At 72.6% G+C, this 18970-nt stretch carries 19 protein-coding genes; 7 read left to right on the forward strand and 12 right to left on the reverse strand.

Annotated features, from left to right (window positions below; all coding sequences use genetic code 11):
* Positions 1-290: 290 nt before the first annotated feature.
* Positions 291-1529 (reverse strand): phosphoribosylamine--glycine ligase, encoded by a 1239-nt coding sequence (purD, locus tag SRB5_RS21700; protein ID WP_323378264.1) that lies wholly within the window; start codon positions 1527-1529, stop codon positions 291-293.
* A 168-nt stretch (positions 1530-1697) separates the two neighbouring features.
* Between purD and SRB5_RS21705 the strand changes: the two genes are divergently transcribed.
* A complete protein-coding gene (locus tag SRB5_RS21705; protein WP_153454606.1) occupies positions 1698-2426 on the forward strand; it encodes an SLATT domain-containing protein in 729 nt (242 codons plus the stop codon).
* Between the two features lie 3 nt (positions 2427-2429).
* On the opposite strand, the gene SRB5_RS21710 is transcribed toward SRB5_RS21705, so the two are convergent.
* Positions 2430-4187: a protein kinase domain-containing protein gene (locus tag SRB5_RS21710; protein WP_153454608.1), complete on the reverse strand. Its 1758-nt coding sequence runs from the start codon at positions 4185-4187 to the stop codon at positions 2430-2432.
* Between the two features lie 173 nt (positions 4188-4360).
* Here SRB5_RS21710 and SRB5_RS21715 point away from each other — a divergent pair, with 173 nt between their 5' ends.
* Together SRB5_RS21715 and SRB5_RS21720 are read left to right on the forward strand one after the other, a co-directional pair.
* Complete coding sequence (locus tag SRB5_RS21715) at positions 4361-5089, forward strand: GntR family transcriptional regulator (RefSeq protein WP_153454610.1); 729 nt, start codon at positions 4361-4363, stop codon at positions 5087-5089.
* 9 nt (positions 5090-5098) lie between these two features.
* Positions 5099-5746 (forward strand): hypothetical protein, encoded by a 648-nt coding sequence (locus tag SRB5_RS21720; protein WP_153454612.1) that lies wholly within the window; start codon positions 5099-5101, stop codon positions 5744-5746.
* Positions 5747-5819: 73 nt separating this feature from the next.
* On the opposite strand, the gene SRB5_RS21725 is transcribed toward SRB5_RS21720, so the two are convergent.
* Positions 5820-7103, reverse strand: a complete 1284-nt coding sequence (locus SRB5_RS21725; RefSeq protein ID WP_323378266.1) for an adenylosuccinate synthase — start codon at positions 7101-7103, stop codon at positions 5820-5822.
* Positions 7104-7255: 152 nt separating this feature from the next.
* Here SRB5_RS21725 and SRB5_RS21730 point away from each other — a divergent pair, with 152 nt between their 5' ends.
* Together SRB5_RS21730 and SRB5_RS21735 are read left to right on the forward strand one after the other, a co-directional pair.
* Complete coding sequence (locus SRB5_RS21730; RefSeq protein WP_407703953.1) at positions 7256-8095, forward strand: diacylglycerol kinase; 840 nt, start codon at positions 7256-7258, stop codon at positions 8093-8095.
* A gap of 33 nt (positions 8096-8128) precedes the next feature.
* Entirely contained in the window at positions 8129-8770 is a 642-nt protein-coding gene (locus tag SRB5_RS21735) for a PepSY domain-containing protein (RefSeq protein WP_153454614.1), read from the forward strand.
* Between the two features lie 4 nt (positions 8771-8774).
* Here SRB5_RS21735 and SRB5_RS21740 read toward each other — a convergent pair whose 3' ends face one another.
* A complete protein-coding gene (locus SRB5_RS21740) occupies positions 8775-9254 on the reverse strand; it encodes a GbsR/MarR family transcriptional regulator (RefSeq protein WP_153454616.1) in 480 nt (159 codons plus the stop codon).
* A 93-nt stretch (positions 9255-9347) separates the two neighbouring features.
* Between SRB5_RS21740 and SRB5_RS21745 the strand changes: the two genes are divergently transcribed.
* Together SRB5_RS21745 and SRB5_RS21750 are read left to right on the forward strand one after the other, a co-directional pair.
* Complete coding sequence (locus SRB5_RS21745; protein ID WP_153454618.1) at positions 9348-10274, forward strand: ABC transporter ATP-binding protein; 927 nt, start codon at positions 9348-9350, stop codon at positions 10272-10274.
* Positions 10271-11929 (forward strand): ABC transporter permease, encoded by a 1659-nt coding sequence (locus SRB5_RS21750; protein ID WP_153454620.1) that lies wholly within the window; start codon positions 10271-10273, stop codon positions 11927-11929. The genes SRB5_RS21745 and SRB5_RS21750 overlap by 4 nt, the downstream gene beginning before the upstream one ends.
* Position 11930: 1 nt before the next feature.
* Here SRB5_RS21750 and SRB5_RS21755 read toward each other — a convergent pair whose 3' ends face one another.
* The 8 genes from SRB5_RS21755 to pyrE form a co-directional block, all read right to left on the reverse strand.
* Positions 11931-13139 carry a cytochrome P450 gene (locus SRB5_RS21755; protein WP_153454622.1) on the reverse strand — a complete coding sequence of 403 codons (1209 nt, stop codon included), beginning with the start codon at positions 13137-13139 and terminating at the stop codon, positions 11931-11933.
* A 42-nt stretch (positions 13140-13181) separates the two neighbouring features.
* Positions 13182-13760 carry a Uma2 family endonuclease gene (locus SRB5_RS21760; protein WP_153454793.1) on the reverse strand — a complete coding sequence of 193 codons (579 nt, stop codon included), beginning with the start codon at positions 13758-13760 and terminating at the stop codon, positions 13182-13184.
* Positions 13761-13873: 113 nt separating this feature from the next.
* Positions 13874-14596: an alpha/beta hydrolase gene (locus SRB5_RS21765; protein ID WP_323378268.1), complete on the reverse strand. Its 723-nt coding sequence runs from the start codon at positions 14594-14596 to the stop codon at positions 13874-13876.
* A complete protein-coding gene (kynU, locus tag SRB5_RS21770) occupies positions 14593-15789 on the reverse strand; it encodes a kynureninase (protein ID WP_153454624.1) in 1197 nt (398 codons plus the stop codon). Before kynU ends, SRB5_RS21765 begins: the two co-directional genes overlap by 4 nt.
* Positions 15782-16636, reverse strand: a complete 855-nt coding sequence (locus SRB5_RS21775) for a tryptophan 2,3-dioxygenase family protein (protein ID WP_153454626.1) — start codon at positions 16634-16636, stop codon at positions 15782-15784. The genes kynU and SRB5_RS21775 overlap by 8 nt, the downstream gene beginning before the upstream one ends.
* A 162-nt stretch (positions 16637-16798) precedes the next feature.
* Entirely contained in the window at positions 16799-17212 is a 414-nt protein-coding gene (locus SRB5_RS21780) for a DUF3151 domain-containing protein (protein ID WP_153454628.1), read from the reverse strand.
* A gap of 77 nt (positions 17213-17289) precedes the next feature.
* Complete coding sequence (fbaA, locus tag SRB5_RS21785) at positions 17290-18312, reverse strand: class II fructose-bisphosphate aldolase (protein WP_153454630.1); 1023 nt, start codon at positions 18310-18312, stop codon at positions 17290-17292.
* A 105-nt stretch (positions 18313-18417) separates the two neighbouring features.
* Positions 18418-18966 (reverse strand): orotate phosphoribosyltransferase, encoded by a 549-nt coding sequence (gene pyrE, locus SRB5_RS21790; RefSeq protein WP_153454632.1) that lies wholly within the window; start codon positions 18964-18966, stop codon positions 18418-18420.
* Positions 18967-18970 lie beyond the last annotated feature (4 nt).

An 18970-nucleotide genomic window follows, 5' to 3' on the forward strand; every position in this document is an offset into this window, starting at 1 on the left:
GTCTCGTACAACAGCCCCCCCGCCGCCGGCTACGCCAGCCCCGCCGCCCCGAAACGGGCGGCATGTGGGTGGGCAAACCGCCCCGCGCCGCCAGGCGCGGGGAGCCGGCGGCCGACGCCGCCAAAATCCCCCGGAAGCAGAACCGCCCCCGCGCAGCGCCCGCACCCCAGCCGGCTACGCCCACCCCATCACCCCGAAACGGGCGGCCGTGGGTGGGCAACCCGCCCCGCGCCGCAGGCGCGGGCAGCCGGCGGCGCTGCGCCGCACCCCCGACGCCCGCCCCGAGGGACCTACGCCCCCGACGCAGCCGCCGCGATATCCCCCCGGTAATGCGACCCCTCCAACCCAATCCCGGCAACAGCCCCATACGCCCGCGAGCGCGCCTCCGCGAGGTCAGCCCCCACCCCCACCACCGACAGCACACGCCCCCCCGCCGACACAACCCGCCCGGCGTCAACCCGCGTCCCCGCATGCAGCACATACGCCGACGGAGAATCCGAACCCAGCCCCGTGATCTCATCCCCCGTCCGCGGCGCAGCCGGATACCCGGCCGACGCGATCACCACCGTCACCGCCGCCCCCGCACTCCACCGCAGCGGCTCGAAGGACGAAAGCGTCCCCGTGGCCGCCGCGTACAGCAGCCCCGCCAGGGGAGTCTCCAGCCGGGCCAGGACCACCTGCGTCTCGGGGTCCCCGAACCGCGCGTTGAACTCGATCACCCGCACGCCGCGCGACGTCAGCGCCAGGCCCGCGTACAGCAGGCCCGAGAACGGCGTGCCGCGGCGGCGGAGTTCGTCCACCGTCGGCTGCAGCACCGTCCGCTTCACCTCGTCCACCAGGCCGGGGTCCGCCCACGGCAGCGGGCTGTACGCGCCCATCCCGCCCGTGTTGGGGCCCTCGTCCCCGTCGTACGCCCGCTTGAAGTCCTGCGCCGGCGTCAGCGGCACCACTGTCTCGCCGTCCGTCACCGCGAACAGGCTGACCTCCGGCCCGTCCAGGTACTCCTCGATGACCACCCGCGAACACGCCGCCGCGTGGGCGCGGGCCTCCGCGAGGGACGACGTGACGACCACGCCCTTCCCCGCCGCCAGCCCGTCGTCCTTCACCACGTACGGCGCCCCGAAGGCGTCCAGCGCCTCGTCGACCTCCGCCGGCGTCGTACACACGTACGACCGTGCGGTCGGGACCGACGCCGCCGCCATCACGTCCTTGGCGAACGCCTTCGACCCCTCCAGCCGGGCCGCCTCCCGCCCCGGCCCGAAGACCGGGATGCCGGCGTCCCGTACCGCGTCCGCGACGCCCGCGACCAGCGGGGCCTCGGGACCCACCACGACCAGGTCCGCGTCCAGCGACTTCGCCAGGGCCGCGACCGCGGCGCCGTCCAGCGCGTCGACCGGGTGCAGCGTGGCGTCGGCCGCGATGCCCGCGTTGCCGGGGGCGCAGTGCAGACCGGTGACCTCAGGGTCCGATGCGAGTGCGTGGCACAGGGCGTGTTCGCGGGCGCCACCGCCGATGACCAGAATCTTCACGGGGCTGAGCCTATCGGCTGGTCACACACGCCCCGGACGCACACGACCACACCGTAGCCAGATCCGATAAAAGTGCTATGCACCCCGTTCGGGCTAATTATCCGTCCCGGGTCTCCCCGGATCGGCTCCACGGCGGTAGGAACGGAACGCCAATCGCACCATCACCCGATGTCACAAGGGAGCCCAACCGTGTCGGAGGAGAGCCCGGGTACGTCCCCGGAGGCCGGACGCGATCTGCTCGGGCGGCCTTTCCCCCGGGGGGACTGGGGCGAGCCCGTCCAGCGGCTGGACGAGGTGTACGCGTGGGTGGAGGACCGGGCGCTGCGTACGGTCGCCTGGTATCTGGGTGACCGGCGGCGCAAGCGCCGCACCGCGCGCGTGCTGCGGGTGGCGGCCGGGGCGGCGGGAGCGCTGGGGGCCGTGCTGCCCCTGGTCGACGGGGCGGGGGGCTGGCCGGATGCCGCCCCCTGGGGGTTTGTGGCGCTGCTGGTCGCCGCCGGGTGTCTGGCGGTCGACCGGTACTACGGGTTCACGGCGGGATGGATGCGGGATGTGGCGACCGCGCAGGCTGTGCAGCGGAGGCTGGAGGCCCTGCAGTTCGACTGGGCGACCGAGAACATCCGCGAGGTGCTGGGGCCCTCCCAGGGGACCGCGGCGGAGGCCGCCGACCGGAGCCTGGCGGTGCTGCGGCGCTTCACGGAGGATGTGACGGAGCTGGTGCGGGCGGAGACGGCGGACTGGATGCTCGCGTTCCGCGCGGGCCCGGCGCCGCTGATGACACAGTCGCTGGCCTGGGCCCCCGTCCCGGAGCCGGGCGGCCCGTCGCACTTCCCCTTCCCCCCGCCGGGCATGCGCCCGACGATGCCCCGCCAGCGCCCGCCGGAGCCGCCGCGCTGAGAACTACCGCAGCCCCATCCGCTTCTCCTGCAGCGTCGTCAGCCGCTGTACGAGCACCACCCCGAGCCCCGCCGACAGCACCGTCGCGAAGTCCGCGAACATGTTGACCGCCAGCGCCTGCTCGGCCGCGTCCACGCTGCTGCCGTCCTCCCACAGCTCCCAGTTGAACAGCCAGCAGGCGAGCGTCACGACCCACGCCCACCACCACGCGTTCAGGATCGCCCGCGCCGCCGGCGGCGGTGCGGTGACCCGCACGATGTCGTTGGCTATCTGCTTGGGGAACCACCACCACACCACGGGTATGAACCAGCTCCCGCCGGCCATCCCCGTGCCCATCCGCAGCTGTCCGGGCGCGAACGCCTCCGCGTTGCACCGGGCGCGGTGGAACCAGATCGGGAACACCACGATCGTCGCCAGGAACGAGAAGAAGCCCAGGGCCAGGAAGGTGTCGTACGTCTCCACCCGGTCGTACCACTCGCCGGAGAGATAGAGGTCCTCCAGCTGCCCGTACGTGATCATGAAGTACAGCAGCTCCGCGAGCTGGATCAGCCCGCACAGCCCCAGCAGAATCGACGTCGTCGTGGCCAGCCCGCGCAGCGGCAGCGCCACCTGCGGCCGGTTCACCACGCCGTACACGGGCGGCGGCGTCTGCCAGCCGGGCTGCTGCCCGGCGTACGGCGCCGTCCCGTAGGACTGCGGCGTCGGGGGCCCCTGATGCGGTGGCGTGTGCGGCGGGGTCTGCGGCCCCACCGGCACGTACGGCACCGGGCCTCCGCCGGACGCGGCGGCGGCCGGCTGCGCGGCGGCGGCCTGGGTGCGGGGCATCGGGGTGCGCGTCGTCGTCGGGGACTCGGCGTCCAGCAACTGCACCGCGCGGCGGCCCAGATGCGCCAGCAGCTCCCCCGGCAGCCAGGGCCGGCCGGCGGCGGCCGCCTCCGCCTCGGGGGCCGTCGTGCGCAGCAGCTCCGCGATCGTCGGCCGCTGGTCGGCCTCCTTGGCCAGGCAGTCGCGTACGAGCTCCAGCAGCCGGCCCTGCAGGCCCGTGAGGTCGGGCTCCTCCTGCGCGATGCGGAACAGCAGCGCGTGCGCCCCGCTCTCCTGCGTGCCGAACGGCATCCGGCCGGTCGCCGCGAACGCCAGCACCGAGCCCAGGCAGAACACGTCGGACGCCGGGCCCACCCGCTCGCCGCGGACCTGCTCCGGCGACATGAACCCGGGCGAGCCGATCACCGCGCCCGTGTGCGTCATCCCGCCGGCGCCGGTGGACACCGAGTCCAGGGCGCGGGCGATGCCGAAGTCGATGACCCTGGGGCCGTCGATGGTGACGAGGATGTTGGACGGCTTGAGGTCGCGGTGCACCAGCCCCGCGCCGTGGATCGCCTCCAGCGCCCGCACCAGACCGGCGGCCAGGGACAGCGCGCTGGTCTCGGGCAGCGGGCCGAACTCCCGCGACACCACGTCGTACAGCGAGGGTCCCGCCACATATCCCGTGGCCACCCAGGGCGTCGCCGCCGTCGTGTCGGCGTCCAGCACCGGGGCCGTCCACTCGCCGCCCACCCGCTGCGCCGCGCTGACCTCGGCCGCGAACCGGCGGCGGAACTCGGGCTCCCGGGCCAGCTCCTCGCGCACGAGCTTCACCGCGACCGTACGGCCGCGCTCCGACCGGGCCAGATAGACCCGGCCCATGCCACCCTCGCCCAGCCGGCCGAGCAGCCGGTAGGCACCCACCCGCCCGGGGTCGTCGGGGCCCAACTGTTCCATGGTGAGCGCTCCCCCTCGCGATCTGCCGGTCGCCAGACTACCGGCCGCCGCCGACAGCGCGCCGGTGCCGGGAAAGGCCGTAGCAGCCCCGTTACCCGGGGCCGGAACGGCGGGACCTGTCGGACCCAGGCCCTAAGGTGGTGGAGCGTCACCCTCCGGAGGAGCACCCCCCTATGTCGTCCATCGTCCGCCGCGACACCCTGCGCTCGCAGCTCGCCGACGCCCTCCGGGACGAGATCCTCGCCGGACGGCTGGCCCCCGGGCAGAACATCACGGTCAAGCAGCTCGCCGAGCAGTACGGCGTCTCCGCCACCCCGGTCCGCGAGGCGCTGGTGGACCTCGCCGGGCAGGGGCTGCTGGACGTCGAGGAGCACCGGGGGTACGCGGTGCACTCGTTCACCGCCGACGACTTCCGGACGATGGTGCAGGCGCGGGCGGTGGTGTTCGAGGGCATCTTCCGCTCCTCCTGCCAGGGCATCCCGCACGCCGCGACGCCGGCGGCGGTGGCCGCGATGCGCCGCCGCGGGGAGGAGGCCGAGCGGGCGGCGAAGGCCGGTGACCTGGACGTCCTCGTCCACTACGACCTGCGCTTCTGGCGGGAGATCGGCCGGCTGGCGGGGAATCCGTATCTGTCGGAGTTCCTGCACGGCATCCGGGTGCGCTGCTGGGTGTTCGCGGTGCCCCTGCTGCGGGACCGGCCGGATCTGACGTCCGTGTTCTGGCAGAGCCAGGGGGCGTTGGTGGACGCCATCGAGCAACGGGACACGGCCGCCGCGGAGTCGATCATCCGCACGCACAACGAGCACTCCCTGGCCCTGATCGAGCGCCTCACCACCGCCGCCGAAGCCGGGGACGACTACGCTGGCACGGCACCGGACGCCGATCCCGGATTTCCCGGATAGGAGCCTTCCTTGGCCTGTGACCTGTGGCTCGTTCCCCTCGTCGACGTGCTCTGCTCGAGCCCCGACAACCCGTTCGCGGAGGATCTCGCCCGGTACGACAAGGCCCTGGGCGACGCCGGCCTGCCGCCCGTGCCGGTGCACAGCTACATGCCGGGGCTGTCCGGCGACGTGGCGCCGGTCGCGGGCTTCGACTACGACGCGCTGCACTTCCTGCGCCGGGCGTATCTGCTGCGGCTGTGCGGGCTGGAGGTGACCCCCGTCGGGGAGCTGGGGTCGGACTACGAGCAGCTGCTGGAGATGTTCGAGTCCACGGCGCGCCAGTCGCATCTGGTGTGGCACTTCGACCACGCGGGCGCGTACGTGCCGCTGGACTTCCCGGCGCCGCTGAGCAACGACGAGCTGCTGGCGGAGGGCGGCCCGCTGGGCTCCTCGCAGGGCCTGCTGCGCGAGCTGGTCGCGATCGCCCCGGCCCTCGGCCTGGACCCCGACAACCCGCCCCCGCCGCCGCCCGCGCCCCCGGGCCCGACGGAGCTGGGCGAGCCGGCGTCCGTCCGGTACGAGGAGGGACCCTTCGGCCGGGAGCGGCACGTGTGGCTGGGGCTGCACGCGGCGGCGACGCGGAGTCTGGCGCAGGGGTCGATGATCGTCTTCAGCTGAGGGCGCCCGGTACGTACCGGGCGCCCCGACTGTTTGTCCGGCTGGGGGTCCGGGGGTTATCCCCCGGGAAAAATCAGAGGAACGAGTTGATCTCGATCGTCTCGTCCCGCCCCGGACCCACCCCGATCGCGGAGATCGGCGCGCCCGACATCTCCTCCAGCGCCTTCACGTACGCCTGCGCGTTCTTCGGCAGGTCCGCGAAGGTCTTCGCCTTGGAGATGTCCTCCGTCCACCCGGGGAGGTACTCGTACACCGGCGTCGCGTGATGGAAGTCGGTCTGGCTGTACGGGAGTTCCTCGACCCGGCGGCCGTCGATCTCGTACGCCACACAGACCGGGATCCGCTCCCAGCCGGTGAGGACGTCGAGCTTGGTGAGGAAGAAGTCCGTGAGGCCGTTCACCCGGGTGGCGTAACGGGCGATGACCGCGTCGAACCAGCCGCAGCGGCGGTCGCGGCCCGTGGTCACACCGCGTTCGCCGCCGATGGTGCGCAGCTTGTCGCCGTCCTCGTCGAGCAGCTCCGTCGGGAACGGTCCGGCGCCCACACGCGTTGTGTAGGCCTTGAGGATGCCGATCACTCGGTTGATCTTCGTGGGACCGACCCCCGCGCCCGTGCAGGCACCGCCCGCGGTCGGGTTGGACGAGGTGACGAAGGGGTACGTGCCGTGGTCCACGTCGAGCAGCGTGCCCTGGCCGCCCTCGAAGAGGACGACCTTGCCCGCGTCGATGGCGTCGTTCAGCAGCAGCGTGGTGTCGGCGACGTACGGGCGCAGCTTGTCCGCGTAGCCCAGCAGCTCCTCGACGACCTGGTCGACGGCGATGGCGCGGCGGTTGTAGAGCTTGGCGAGGACCTGGTTCTTGAAGTCGAGCGCGGCCTCGGCCTTCTGCCGCAGGATCGATTCGTCGAACAGGTCCTGGACCCGGATGCCGACCCGGTTGATCTTGTCGGCGTAGGCCGGGCCGATGCCGCGGCCGGTGGTGCCGATCTTGCGCGTGCCCAGGAAGCGCTCGGTGACCTTGTCGAGCGTGGTGTGGTACGGCGTGATCAGGTGGGCGTTGCCGCTGATGAGCAGCTTGGACGTGTCCACACCGCGGTCGTTCAGCCCGCTCAGCTCGGAGAACAGGACCGACGGGTCGACGACGACGCCGTTGCCGATGACCGGCGTGCAGCCCGGCGAGAGGATTCCCGAGGGGAGCAGGTGCAGCGCGTATTTCTGGTCGCCGACGACCACCGTGTGACCGGCGTTGTTGCCCCCCTGATAGCGGACGACGTAGTCGACGGAGCCGCCGAGCAGGTCGGTGGCCTTCCCCTTGCCCTCGTCACCCCACTGAGCGCCGAGCAGCACAAGTGCGGGCACAGGCGTACACCCCTTCCGGGCGGGGCATGTCCAACGTTGGCGGGGGCTCCCCGCGCTCCCTCGCGCCTTGAGGACCACCGTGGCCGGGCTGGACCGCGCCCCGGAATAGACGAAGCCCCTGGCGTCTGTGCGCAAGGGGCTCTTGCACCGAGATATTACCTGAGGAAAGGCCCGCAGTGTCAGCTGTGTCGCTGCTCGTGGTGGTGGACCCGGCCGCACGGCGTACGGACGCGGAGTCCGTACGGATCGCGAAAGACGTGCTCAGCGCGGGGGCGGCGACCAAGATCTGCTACCCCGAGGACCCCTCCGAGCTCGAGCGGGCGTTCGCCCATCGGGGGGCCAAGCGGCCGGTGCTGATCGGCGACGACCTGGCGCTGCTGCGCACCGTACGGCTGCTCCACCGGGAGCGGGCGCTCGGCGAGGCGGCGCTGTCCGTGGTGCCCGTCGGGGCCGCGGCGAACCTGACGCTGACCCGGCGCCTCGGGGTGCCGCAGGACACCGTGGCGGCGGCGCGGGCGGCGCTGGACGGGGTCGAGAAGAGCCAGGGGCTGCTCACGGACGACTCCGGGGGCGTGGTCCTCGGCGGGCTGCGGATCCCGGCGTTCGCCCCGGAGCCGGGGCGGCCCGCGCACCCGGTGCCGGCGCGGCGCTGGCCCCGGCTGCGCGAGCGGGCGCGGCTGCGGCGGGGCGACGGGGGCTGCGAGGCGGACGGGGCGGCCCCCACGGCGCGGCTGCGGGTGGAGGCGGACGGCGTGGTGCTGGCCGACCTCGACTCCCCCGTGTCGCAGGTGCGCGTCTCCCCCGGCGAGGCCGACGGCCTGGCGGAGGTGCTGGTCGCGGGCGGCGGGGAGCCGGTGCGGGCGACGGCGCGCAGCGTGCGGGTGTCCGGGGCCGACTTCCGCTACCGGGCGGACGCGGTGGTCGGCGGGCCCGTACGGACGCGGACGTGGACGGCGCATCCGGGGGCGTGGCGGCTGACGCTGCCCCGGTGAGCGCGGGGGGCGCCGGCGGGTGATCGTGGACGCATGAGCGACATACGGCGCAACCACCGGCGCCTCAAGGCGGCCACGACGCTGGTGGGCGCCGTGGCCCTGTTCGGCGGGGGCGCCGCGCTGGGAAACGTCCTCGCCGAGAGCGACTCGCCGCCGGTGGAGACCGTCGCGCTGTCATCCGTTCGGACGCACGAGCTGGGGGAGGTCTCCGCCACCGCCGACCAGGAGGGGACGCAGCGCGCCGCCGCCGCGCGGACGGACATCACCGCCGCCGCGAAGGCGGCCGTGGACCGCGTGGCGGGCGCCGCCACGGAGGCCACGCTGGAGAGCGAGCAGGGCAGCCTCGTCTGGGAGGTCGGGGTGCTGGCCCCCGACGGCGACTGGCACCAGGTCACGGTCGACGCCGGCAACGGGAAGGTCGTACGGGAACGCACCGAGCACGACGAGGACGACCGTACGGACGCCGCCCTGGCCCGGCAGGCGAAGGTAACCCTGGCGGACGCCGTCGACACGGCGGTGCAGGCCGTGCCGGGCCGCGCGGACGAGGCGTCGCTGGACGCCCAGTGGGACAGCGGACGGCGGCTGCACTGGAGCGTGGAGATCCGTGGCGAGGGCGGTCGTACGCATCAGGTGTACGTGGACGCGCTGACCGGCCTGATCATGGACAGCCGGTGAGCCGTCAGAGCTTGCCCTCGGCCACCAGCTCCGCGCGCCGCTGGAGCCACCGGTCCATCAGGGTGCCCAGCTCCCCCTGGAGGAACGCGAAGAAGTGCCGCGCCTCGGCGATCCGGTGCCCGGCGGGGGAGTCCGGGCCGACCGCCCGGATCCCGTCGGCGAGCACGCCGTCCCACCGCTTGAGGACGACCTCCCGGGAGCCGAAGCTCTCGAACCACTGGTCGGCACGCACCTGGTACCGCTCCCGCCGGCTGCCCGGCTCGCTCTCCCGGCCGACCAGGCCCACCTGCGACAGATACCGCACCGCCCCGGACACCGCCGCCGGGCTGACCGACAGCTGTTCGCCCAGCTCGGCGGCCGTCAGCGCGCCGGCCGGCGAGGACAGCAGGGCGGCGAAGATCCGCGACGCCATCCGCTGCATCCCCGCGTCGGTCAGCTCCGCCGCGAACCGTTCGACGAACCGCTGCCGCTCGACCTCGCTCATGGGCCCATTGTCCTTCCCGCGCCGCTTCCTGCTCCAGGATTCTAACGCTTCTTTAACTTCACAAATTTGTGAAAGGAGCGTACGTTGAAGGACATGACCAAAGCGATCACCGTCGCCGGCCTCACCAAGTCCTTCGGCCGGACCCGCGCACTCGACGGCCTCGACCTCGATGTCGAGACGGGAGAGGTGCACGGCTTCCTGGGCCCGAACGGCGCCGGCAAGTCCACCACCATCCGCGTCCTGCTCGGCCTGCTGCGCGCCGACTCCGGCACCGCCCAGGTGCTCGGCGGCGACCCCTGGCACGACGCGGTCGCACTCCACCGCCGCCTGGCGTACGTACCGGGCGACGTCGAGCTGTGGCCGGGCCTCACCGGCGGCGAGTCCATCGACCTGCTCTCCCGGCTGCGCGGCGGCATCGACAAGGCCCGCCGCGACGAGCTGATCGAGCGGTTCGACCTGGACCCGACGAAGAAGGGCCGCGCCTACTCCAAGGGCAACCGGCAGAAGGTCGCCATCGTCGCCGCCCTGGCCTCCGACGCCGAGCTGCTGTTGCTGGACGAGCCGACGGCCGGCCTCGACCCGCTGATGGAGGTCGTCTTCCAGGACGTCATCGACCAGGCGAAGGCCGCCGGCAAGACCGTCCTGCTCTCCAGCCACATCCTGGCCCAGGTGGAGAAGCTCGCCGACCGGGTGAGCATCATCCGCCTCGGGAAGATCGTGCAGTCCGGCTCGCTCTCCGAGATGCGCCACCTCACCCGTACGACCGTCGAGGCCGAGACCGAGCGCCCCGTCCCGGGCCTCGCCGACCTGCCCGGCGTCCACACCGTGCGTACCGACGGGAACCGGGTGCACTTCGCGGTCGACGGCGCGCAGCTCGACGGCGCCGTCAAGCTGCTCGGCGCGTCCGGCGTACGCAGCCTCATCGCGCACCCGCCGACGCTGGAGGAGCTCATGCTCCGCCACTACGGCGACGAGCTCGCCGCCAACGGCCACCGCGAGGACGAGGCGGCGGACCGATGACCACCGTCACCTCGGCGCCCCGGACGGCCGCGGCCCGGGACGACTCCCACCGCCCCGGCGCCTTCGCCGGCACCCGGACGCTGATCCGGTTCAACCTGCGGCGGGACCGCATCCGGATCCCGGTCTGGGTACTCGCGCTCTTCGTCGGCACCGTCTCCACCATCGGCAGCTTCACCGCGTCGTACGGGACGCCCGAGGACGTGGAGAAGCTGGTCAGGAGCATGGACAGCCCCGCGGCCCTGGCCATGACCGGACCGCGGCACTACCTCGACGACTACAACATCGGCGCCATGCTCGGCCACCAGATGCTCGGCTTCACCGCCGTCATGGTGGGCATCATGAGCGTCCTGTTCGTCACCCGGTACACCCGCGCCGAGGAGGAGACGGGCCGCGCCGAGCTGGTCCGCTCCACCGTCGTCGGCCGGCACGCCCATCTGGCCGCCGCCCTCGCGGTGACCGGCATCGCCAACGCCGCCCACGCCCTGCTGCTCTTCGCCGGCCTGGCCGGCAACAGCGCCGAGGGCATCGACGTCCCCGGGTCGCTGCTGTACGCGGTGGCGCACTTCGCGATCGGCATGTTCTTCGCCGCCGTCGCGGCCGTCACCGTGCAGTTCACCGCCCACTCCCGGGGCGCGTCCGGGATGGCGATGGCCGTCGTCGGCGCGGCGTACGGACTGCGTGCCGCCGGCGACGTCGGCAACGGCGTGCTGTCGTGGCTCTCGCCGATCGGCTGGGTGCAGCGGACGTACGTCTACGTCGACAACAACTGGCTGCCGGTCCTGCTCACCCTCGCCGTGGCCGCCGCCCTCGCGTACGCCGGCTTCCGGCTGTCGCTGCGCCGCGACGTCGGCGCGGGCCTGCGCCCCGACAAGCGCGGCGCGGGCACGGGCTCGCGGGCGCTGACCTCGCCGCTGGGCTTCGCGGTGCGGCTGCACCGCGGGCTGTTCATCGGCTTCGGGATCGCGACGTTCGTCCTCGGCGTGATGTACGGGTCGATCATCGCCGACGCGGAGGACATGGTCGGCGACGTCAAGGAGATCCAGGAGGCGCTCGAGGAGCTCGGCGGCGCCACCGTCGCCGAGTCGTTCGCCTCGATCGTGATGATCGTGATCGCGATCGTGTCCGCGGTGTACGTGGTGATGGCCGCCCTGCGAGCGCGCGCCGAGGAGACCGCGGGCCGCGCCGAGCCGCTGCTGGCCACGGGCCTGTCCCGGACCCGCTGGCTGGGCAGCCACATCGTGGTCGCCGCCGCGGGCGGTACGGCGACGCTGCTGCTCGCCGGGCTGGGCTTCGGGATCGCGGGGGCCGGGTCGACCGGCGACGGCGGCATGGTGCTGAAGCTCACCGGCGCCGCGCTGGCCTTCGCGCCCGCGCTGTGGGTGACGGTCGGGGTCGCGGTGCTGCTGTTCGGCTGGCTGCCGCGGGCGACGGCGGCGGCGTGGCTGGTGCCGGTGTACGCGTTCGTCGTGGGCTATCTGGGCCAGATCCTGCAGTTCCCCGACTGGACGAACAACCTCTCCCCGTTCGGGCATGTCCCGCAGCTGCCGGCCGAGGACATGTCCTGGACGCCGCTGCTGCTGCTGACGCTGGTCGCCGGGCTGCTGATCTGGGCGGGCCTGGTGGGCTTCAACCGCCGGGACCTGGAGACGAAGTAGGTCACAGCCGTACGAGCAGTTCCGCCGGTCCCCGGATGACGAATCCCCCGGCGTGCCGAGGCTCCGACGCGAGTTCCAGCGTCGGGGCCTCGCGCAGCAGCGCCCCGAAGGACGCCTGGAGTTCGATCCGGGCGAGGGGGGCGCCGAGGCAGTAGTGGATGCCGGCGCTGAAGCTGACGTGGGGGTTGTCCGTACGGGCCAGGTCCAGGGCGTCGGGGTCGGCGAAGGCGGCGGGGTCGCGGTTGGCGGAGCCCATGAGGCAGGCGATCTCGGACCCGCGGGGGAGGACGACGCCGTCGATCTCGATGTCGTCGAGGACCCAGCGCTCGAAGAGCTGGAGGGGGGTGTCGTAGCGCAGCAGCTCCTCCACGGCGGTGGGGAGCAGCGCGGGGTCGGCGCGGAGGGCGGCCAGCTGGTCGGGGTGCTTGAAGAGGGTCCACCAGCCGCCGGAGGTGGTGTTGACGGTGGCCTCGTGGCCGGCGTTGAGGAGGAGGACGCAGGTGGAGATCATCTCCTGCTCGTTCAGCCGCTCCCCTTCGTCGTACGCGGCGATGAGCCCGCTGATCAGGTCCTCGCCCGGGTTCTTCCGCCGCTCACCGATCAGCTCGCGCAGATAGGCGGAGAACTCCTCCGACGCCCGGACGGCCCTGGCGGCTGTCTCCGCCGAGGGGTTCAGCTCGTACATCCCGCAGATGTCCGCGGACCACGGCCGCAGCAGGTGCCGGTCCCCGTCCGGGATGCCGAGCATCTCGGCGATGACGGCGACGGGCAGGGGCTCGGCGACCATGGCGTGCAGATCGCCGCCGCCATCCCGTACCAGCTCCGCGACCAGCTCATCGGCGATGCGCCGCACGGTGGGCGTCAGCCGCTCCACGGTCCTGGGCGTGAACGCCTTGCTGACGAGGCGCCGGATCCGGGTGTGGTCCGGGGGCTCGAGGTCGAGCATGCCGTGGTCGTTGAGCGTGTGGAACGGCTCGTGCTCGGGGGGCGGCGGGGTCCGGCCGAACTCCTCGTGGCCGAAGCGGTGGAGGTACGTCCGCCCGAGCCGCCGGTCCCGCAGCAGGGCGCTGACGTCGGCGTGGTGGGGGACGAGCCACTGCCGCGTCGGCTCGAACCACAGCGCCCGCCCCCGCGCCCGCAGCTCCGCGAAGGCGGGGTAGGGGTCGGCGACGAAGTCGGGGTCCCAGGGGCGGAAGGGGAGGTCGGCCATGGGGGCGACGGTACGCGGGAGCCGAGGGTTCGGGCCAGGCGGTCAGGAGACGTAGTTCTTGAGGACGGTGGTGTCCAGCTCAATGTTCACGGGCTCCGGAAGCACGATCCGTTCTCCGAAGGACACGGTGTGCACGTCTCGGTACCGGTCTTCACCGGGGTTTCGGTAGACGCTGATCGTTCCGGAACGCCGGTCGATCAACAGGTATACAGGAATCCCGACTTCCGCGTACGCGACGGGCTTCTCGCGGCAGTCCCGCTGGTGCGAGTCCCGGTCGTGCGACGTGACCTCGACCGCCATCAGCACGCCCTCGGGATCGCTCCATTCGCCGTTCCCGGCGAAGTGCGCCTCCGGGACGAGGACACTGTCCGGTCTGGCCCGCCCGGTTCGGTATCCCTCCACGGCCAGCCCTCGCTCCAGATACATGTCCAGCTCCGGCCTGGCCCGCATACACCGCTTGGCCAGCCAGATGACGATCGAGTCGTGATCTCCGTCCGGCACCGCCTTGACCCCGATCCGTCCGTTGATGAACTCGAGCCTCACGGACTCGGGAGCGGCGTCGGCGAGCTGTTCGAACTCCTCCACATGCATCTGCATGTACTGCGGCTTGCGTACGGACATGACGACCATGCTGCCCCTCCTCTCCAGTGATCGCCAGCATGTACGGGGTTCGGCCGGTATCGCGTGGGATCTTCCGTTCATCACTCGATCGTGGGGCACGCGGACGCCGACGCCTACCGCCCCCGCACCACCTCCCGCAGCACCCCGTACGCCCCCGTCCCCGGCGTCACCGGCGCGTAATGCCCCACGGCGTCCAGCACCCGCAGGTCCGCCCCCACATGCCGCGCGTACCGCCGCGACAGCGCGACGGGCACCGTCGTGTCCAGCGAACCGTGCAGCAGCGTCACCGCCGGCGCCGGCGACCTCATCCGCATCGGATCCGTCTCGTCGAGGCGCGCCGCGACCTGACCCCCCAGCAACCCCGACACCGCACCGTCCGACAGCCGGAGCTCGTGCGCCATCCCCAGGTCGGACACCGCCGACACCCCCACCACCGACGCCACCGCCGACGGACACCGCGACGCCGCCCACAGCGCCAGGTGGCCCCCCGCCGAATGACCGACCAGGGTCACCGGCCGCGCCCCCGGCAGGGCGGCAAGCGCAGGCGGCAGGTCGTCGAACGTGGCGGGGAACCCCCCGCCACCCCCGACCCGCCGGTACTCGACCAGCGCCACGCACCGCCCGAGGTCGGCGGCCAGCGCGGCGGCCAGCGGCGACAGATGCGTCCGGTCGTACGCCTCACGCCAGAAGCCCCCGTGCAGCAGCGCGATCACCGGCTCCCCGGCCCCGTACAGGTCGACGACCTGCGACGGATGCTCCCCGTACGCGAAGCTCCGCCGCGGAGCCACGGGCGCCAGCCCCAGCAGGGCCTCCGCCTCCACATCGTCGACCGTCACCGGAAACCCTCCTGACCGAGCACCGACCCCAGCACCCGCGCCGCCGTACACGCGTCCTCGAAGGACGTATACAGCGGCGTGAACCCGAACCGGAGCACATCCGGCTCCCGGAAGTCCCCGATCACCCCCCGGCCGATCAGCTCCGCCATCACCTTCCCGGCGTCCGCGCACCGCAGCGCGACCTGGCTCCCCCGCTCGGCATGCTCGAAGGGCGTCAGCGACGACACCACTCCCGCGGGGACAAAAGCAGACACACACCGCAGGAAGAAGTCCGTCAGCGCCAGGCTCTTGGCCCGCACCGCCGCGATCTCCACCCCGTCCCACACCTCGAGCGCGGCCTCGAGCGCCAGCATCGACAGAATGTCCGGCGTCCCGACCCGCCCCCGCACGGCCCCGTCCGCCGCCTCGAACGACGCCCGCATCCCGAACGGCTCGGCGTGCCCGTTCCATCCGGGCAGCGGCGAGTCGAAGGCAGACTGCAGAGACTTACGGATGTAGACGTACGCGGGCGCCCCCGGCCCCCCGTTGAGGTACTTGTACGTACACCCAACAGCCAGGTCGACCCCATACGAATCCAGCCCCACCGGCAACGCCCCCGCGCTGTGGCACAGGTCCCACACCGCGAGCGCCCCCGCGGAGTGCAGGGCGGCCGTGATCGACGGCAGATCGTTGAGCCGCCCCGTCTTGTAGTCCACGTGGTTGACCAGCGCCGCGGCAGTACGAGGCCCCGCCGCGGACGCGATCTCCGACGGCGGCACCGCCCGCAGCGTCGCCCCCGTCATCCGCGCGGCGGACTCGGCGATGTACCCGTCCGTGGGGAACGTCGTCCCGTCGACCAGGACCTCGTCCCGCCCGCCGCTCATCCGTACGGCGGCGACGACGGCCTTGAAGACGTTCACGCTGGTCGAGTCCCCGACCACGATCTGCCCGGGCGCGGCCCCGACCAGCGGCGCGATCCGGTCCCCGATCCGCTCGGGCGCCGTCCACCAGCCGGACTCGCCCCACGAGCGGATCCGCAGCCGCCCCCACTCCCGCTCGACGACGTCCGCGACCCGTCCGGGCACGCCGGCCGGCAGCGCGCCGAGGGAGTTCCCGTCGAGATACACGGCGTCGTCCAGGACGAAGCGGTCGCGTACGGAACGCAGCGGATCGGCGGCGTCCAGCGACGCCGCCTCACGCATGAGGTCAGACATGGGAACGGGCACTCCACAGCTCGGGGAAGACGTTCTTCTGCGCGCGCTTCTCCAGCCAGGCCACCCCGGCGGAGCCGCCCGTACCGACCTTGGAGCCCATCGCGCGCCGGGTGGCGACCAGGTGATCGTTGCGCCATCGCCACACCAGCTCGGCGACCTCCGTCAGCGCCTCCCCGAGCCGTACGAGCTCCGACTCCGGGTCACCGGCGTACACCGCGGTCCACGCGGCCTCCACCGCCGGATGCGATACGTGCCGGGCGGCCGGGTCGCGGCGCAGCACCTCGTCGGGGATGGGGTGGCCGCGGCGGGCGAGGAGGTGCAGCACCTCGTCGTACAGGGAGGGCTCCGTCAGGGCCTTCGCCAGCTCGTCGTGGACGCGCGGGGCGCCCCGGTGCGGGACCAGCATGGACGCCGACTTCTCGCCGAGCAGGAACTCCAGCCGCCGGTACATCGCCGACTGGAAGCCGGAGCCCTCGCCGAGGGCGGCACGGTAGGCGTTGAACTGGCCGGGCGTGAGGTGGGCGATGGGCTGCCAGGAGGCGTTGAGGGACTGCAGCTCCCACGCGGAGCGCTGCAGCGCGGCCATCGCGACGGGCAGGTCGTCGCCGCGCAGGGCGCGGGCGGCGGTCTCCCACTCGTGGACGATGACGGTGAACCACAGCTCCATCACCTGGGTGGTGACCAGGAAGACCAGCTCGCCCGGATCGTCCGAGCGGGGGTGCTGGAGGTGGGTGAGGACGTCCGCCTGGACGTAGTCCTCGTACGGGGTGGTCCCCGCGAAGTCGAGGTGCGGGGTTTCGGGGTCGCTGTCCGGTTCGTGACCGGAAACGGCGTGCTCAGAGGACATGGCTGTCTCCACACAGACGTGCTGCCGGGTAGCGGTCCGCCCCTTCTACTCCGGCAACAGGGCCCCGGTCCCCTCGATCCCGGCATGGACCGGGCTCACCTCGAATGATGCGCGGTGATCGAGAAGAGGGCAAGGGCGGGCCCGTACGGGCCCGCCCGGGGCTCACGACAGCGTGTCCGCCGCCGTCGCCGAGCTGTCGCGCAGGAACGTGGTGCAGCGCGTGTACTCCTCCGTCTCCCCGATCTTCTCCGCCGCGCGGGCGAGGGCGTGCAGGGAGCGCAGGAAGCCGCGGTTCGGCTCGTGCTCCCACGGCACGGGGCCGTGGCCCTTCCAGCCGTTGCGGCGCAGGGCGTCGAGGCCGCGGTGGTAGCCGGTGCGGGCGTACGCGTACGACTCGACCGTCCGGCCGCCCTCGAAGGCGTCGTCGGCGAGCTGGGCCCAGGCCAGGGAGGACGTCGGGTACTTGGCGGCGACCTCCGCCGGGTCGGCCCCGGCCGCGAACAGTTCGCGGGGGCCCGGCTCGTCGGGGAGGTGGGTGGGGGGTGGTCCGGCAAGCAGGTTCTCGTTGATGGCCATGGGGCCAGCCTACGGCGGACCGGGACGGCGAAGGGCCCGGCGCCCATCAGGTGCCGGGCCCTCGTGAACAGCCGGGGTTACTTCAGCTTCGTACCCGTCGAGCGGAGGTCCGCGCAGGCCACGATGACGCGCTCGGCCATCGACGTCTCGGCCAGCTTGCCCCAGGAGCGCGGGTCGTAGACCTTCTTGTTGCCGACCTCGCCGTCGACCTTCAGCACACCGTCGTAGTTCTTGAACATGTGTGCCGCCACCGGGCGGGTGAAGGCGTACTGGGTGTCCGTGTCGATGTTCATCTTGACGACACCGTTCTCCAGCGCGGTCGCGATCTCCTCGCGCGTGGAGCCGGAGCCGCCGTGGAAGACGAAGTCGAACGGGTCGGCCTTGCCGTACTTCGCGGACACGCCGGCCTGCAGGTCCTTCAGCAGCTCCGGGCGCAGGACGACGTTGCCCGGCTTGTACACGCCGTGCACGTTGCCGAAGGACGCGGCCAGCAGATAGCGGCCCTTCTCGCCCAGGCCCAGGGCCTCGGCGGTGCGGAACGCGTCGTCGACCGTGGTGTACAGCTCGTCGTTGATCTCGTGCGTGACGCCGTCCTCCTCGCCGCCGGTCGGGGTGATCTCGACCTCGAGGATGATCTTCGCGGCGGACGTACGGGCCAGCAGCTCCTGGGCGATGGCCAGGTTGTCGGCCAGGGTCTCGGCGGAGCCGTCCCACATGTGGGACTGGAAGAGCGGGTTCCGCCCCTGGGCGACGCGCTCCTCGGAGACGGCGATCAGCGGGCGTACGTAGCCGTCGAGCTTGTCCTTCGGGCAGTGGTCCGTGTGCAGGGCCACGTTCACCGGGTACTTCTCGGCGACGATGTGCGCGAACTCCGCCAGGGCGACGGCGCCGCTCACCATGTCCTTGCTGTACTGGCCGCCCAGGAACTCCGCGCCGCCGGTGGAGATCTGCACGATGCCGTCGCTCTCGGCCTCGGCGAAGCCGCGCAGCGCGGCGTGCAGGGTCTGCGTCGACGTCACGTTGATCGCCGGGTAGGCGAACTTGCCGGCCTTCGCCCGGTCCAGCATCTCGGCGTAGACCTCGGGGGTTGCGATGGGCATCTGTCCGCTCCTTGGGAATGTGCGGGTTCGTTGCGTCTGGAGGTGCGACGTCGTCGTCGGTGCCGCCCCCATACTCCCAGATGTCCGGTCCGGGTCCAGCCCCGCTCAGTCCAGACCCAGCTCCGCCACCCCGTAGGCGAAGCGGTACGGGACTCCCGCGCCCTGTTCGATCTTCTCCGCGGCTCCGGTGGCCCGGTCGACGATCGTCGCGACGGCGACGACCTCCGCCCCGGCCTCGCGGACGGCCTCCACGGCGGTGAGGGGGGAGTCGCCGGTGGTGGAGGTGTCCTCCACGACCAGCACCCGGCGGCCCTTGATCTCCGGGCCCTCGACGCGGCGCTGCATGCCGTGGGCCTTGGCGGCCTTGCGTACGACGAAGGCGTCCAGGGTCCGGCCGCGGGCGGCGGCGGCGTGCAGCATGGCGGTCGCGACGGGGTCGGCGCCGAGGGTGAGGCCGCCCACCGCGTCGAACTCCAGGTCCTCGGTGAGGTCCAGCAGCACCTGCCCGACCAGGGGGGATGCCTGGCCGTCGAGGGTGATGCGGCGCAGGTCGACGTAGTAGTCGGCCTCCTTGCCGGAGGAGAGCGTCACCTTGCCGTGCACCACGGCCTTGTCCTTGATCTGCTGCAGCAGTGCGGCGCGGGGGTCAGTCATGGGT

The organism is Streptomyces smaragdinus (genome assembly GCF_009604385.1).
Classification (GTDB): Bacteria; Actinomycetota; Actinomycetes; order Streptomycetales; family Streptomycetaceae; genus Streptomyces; species Streptomyces smaragdinus.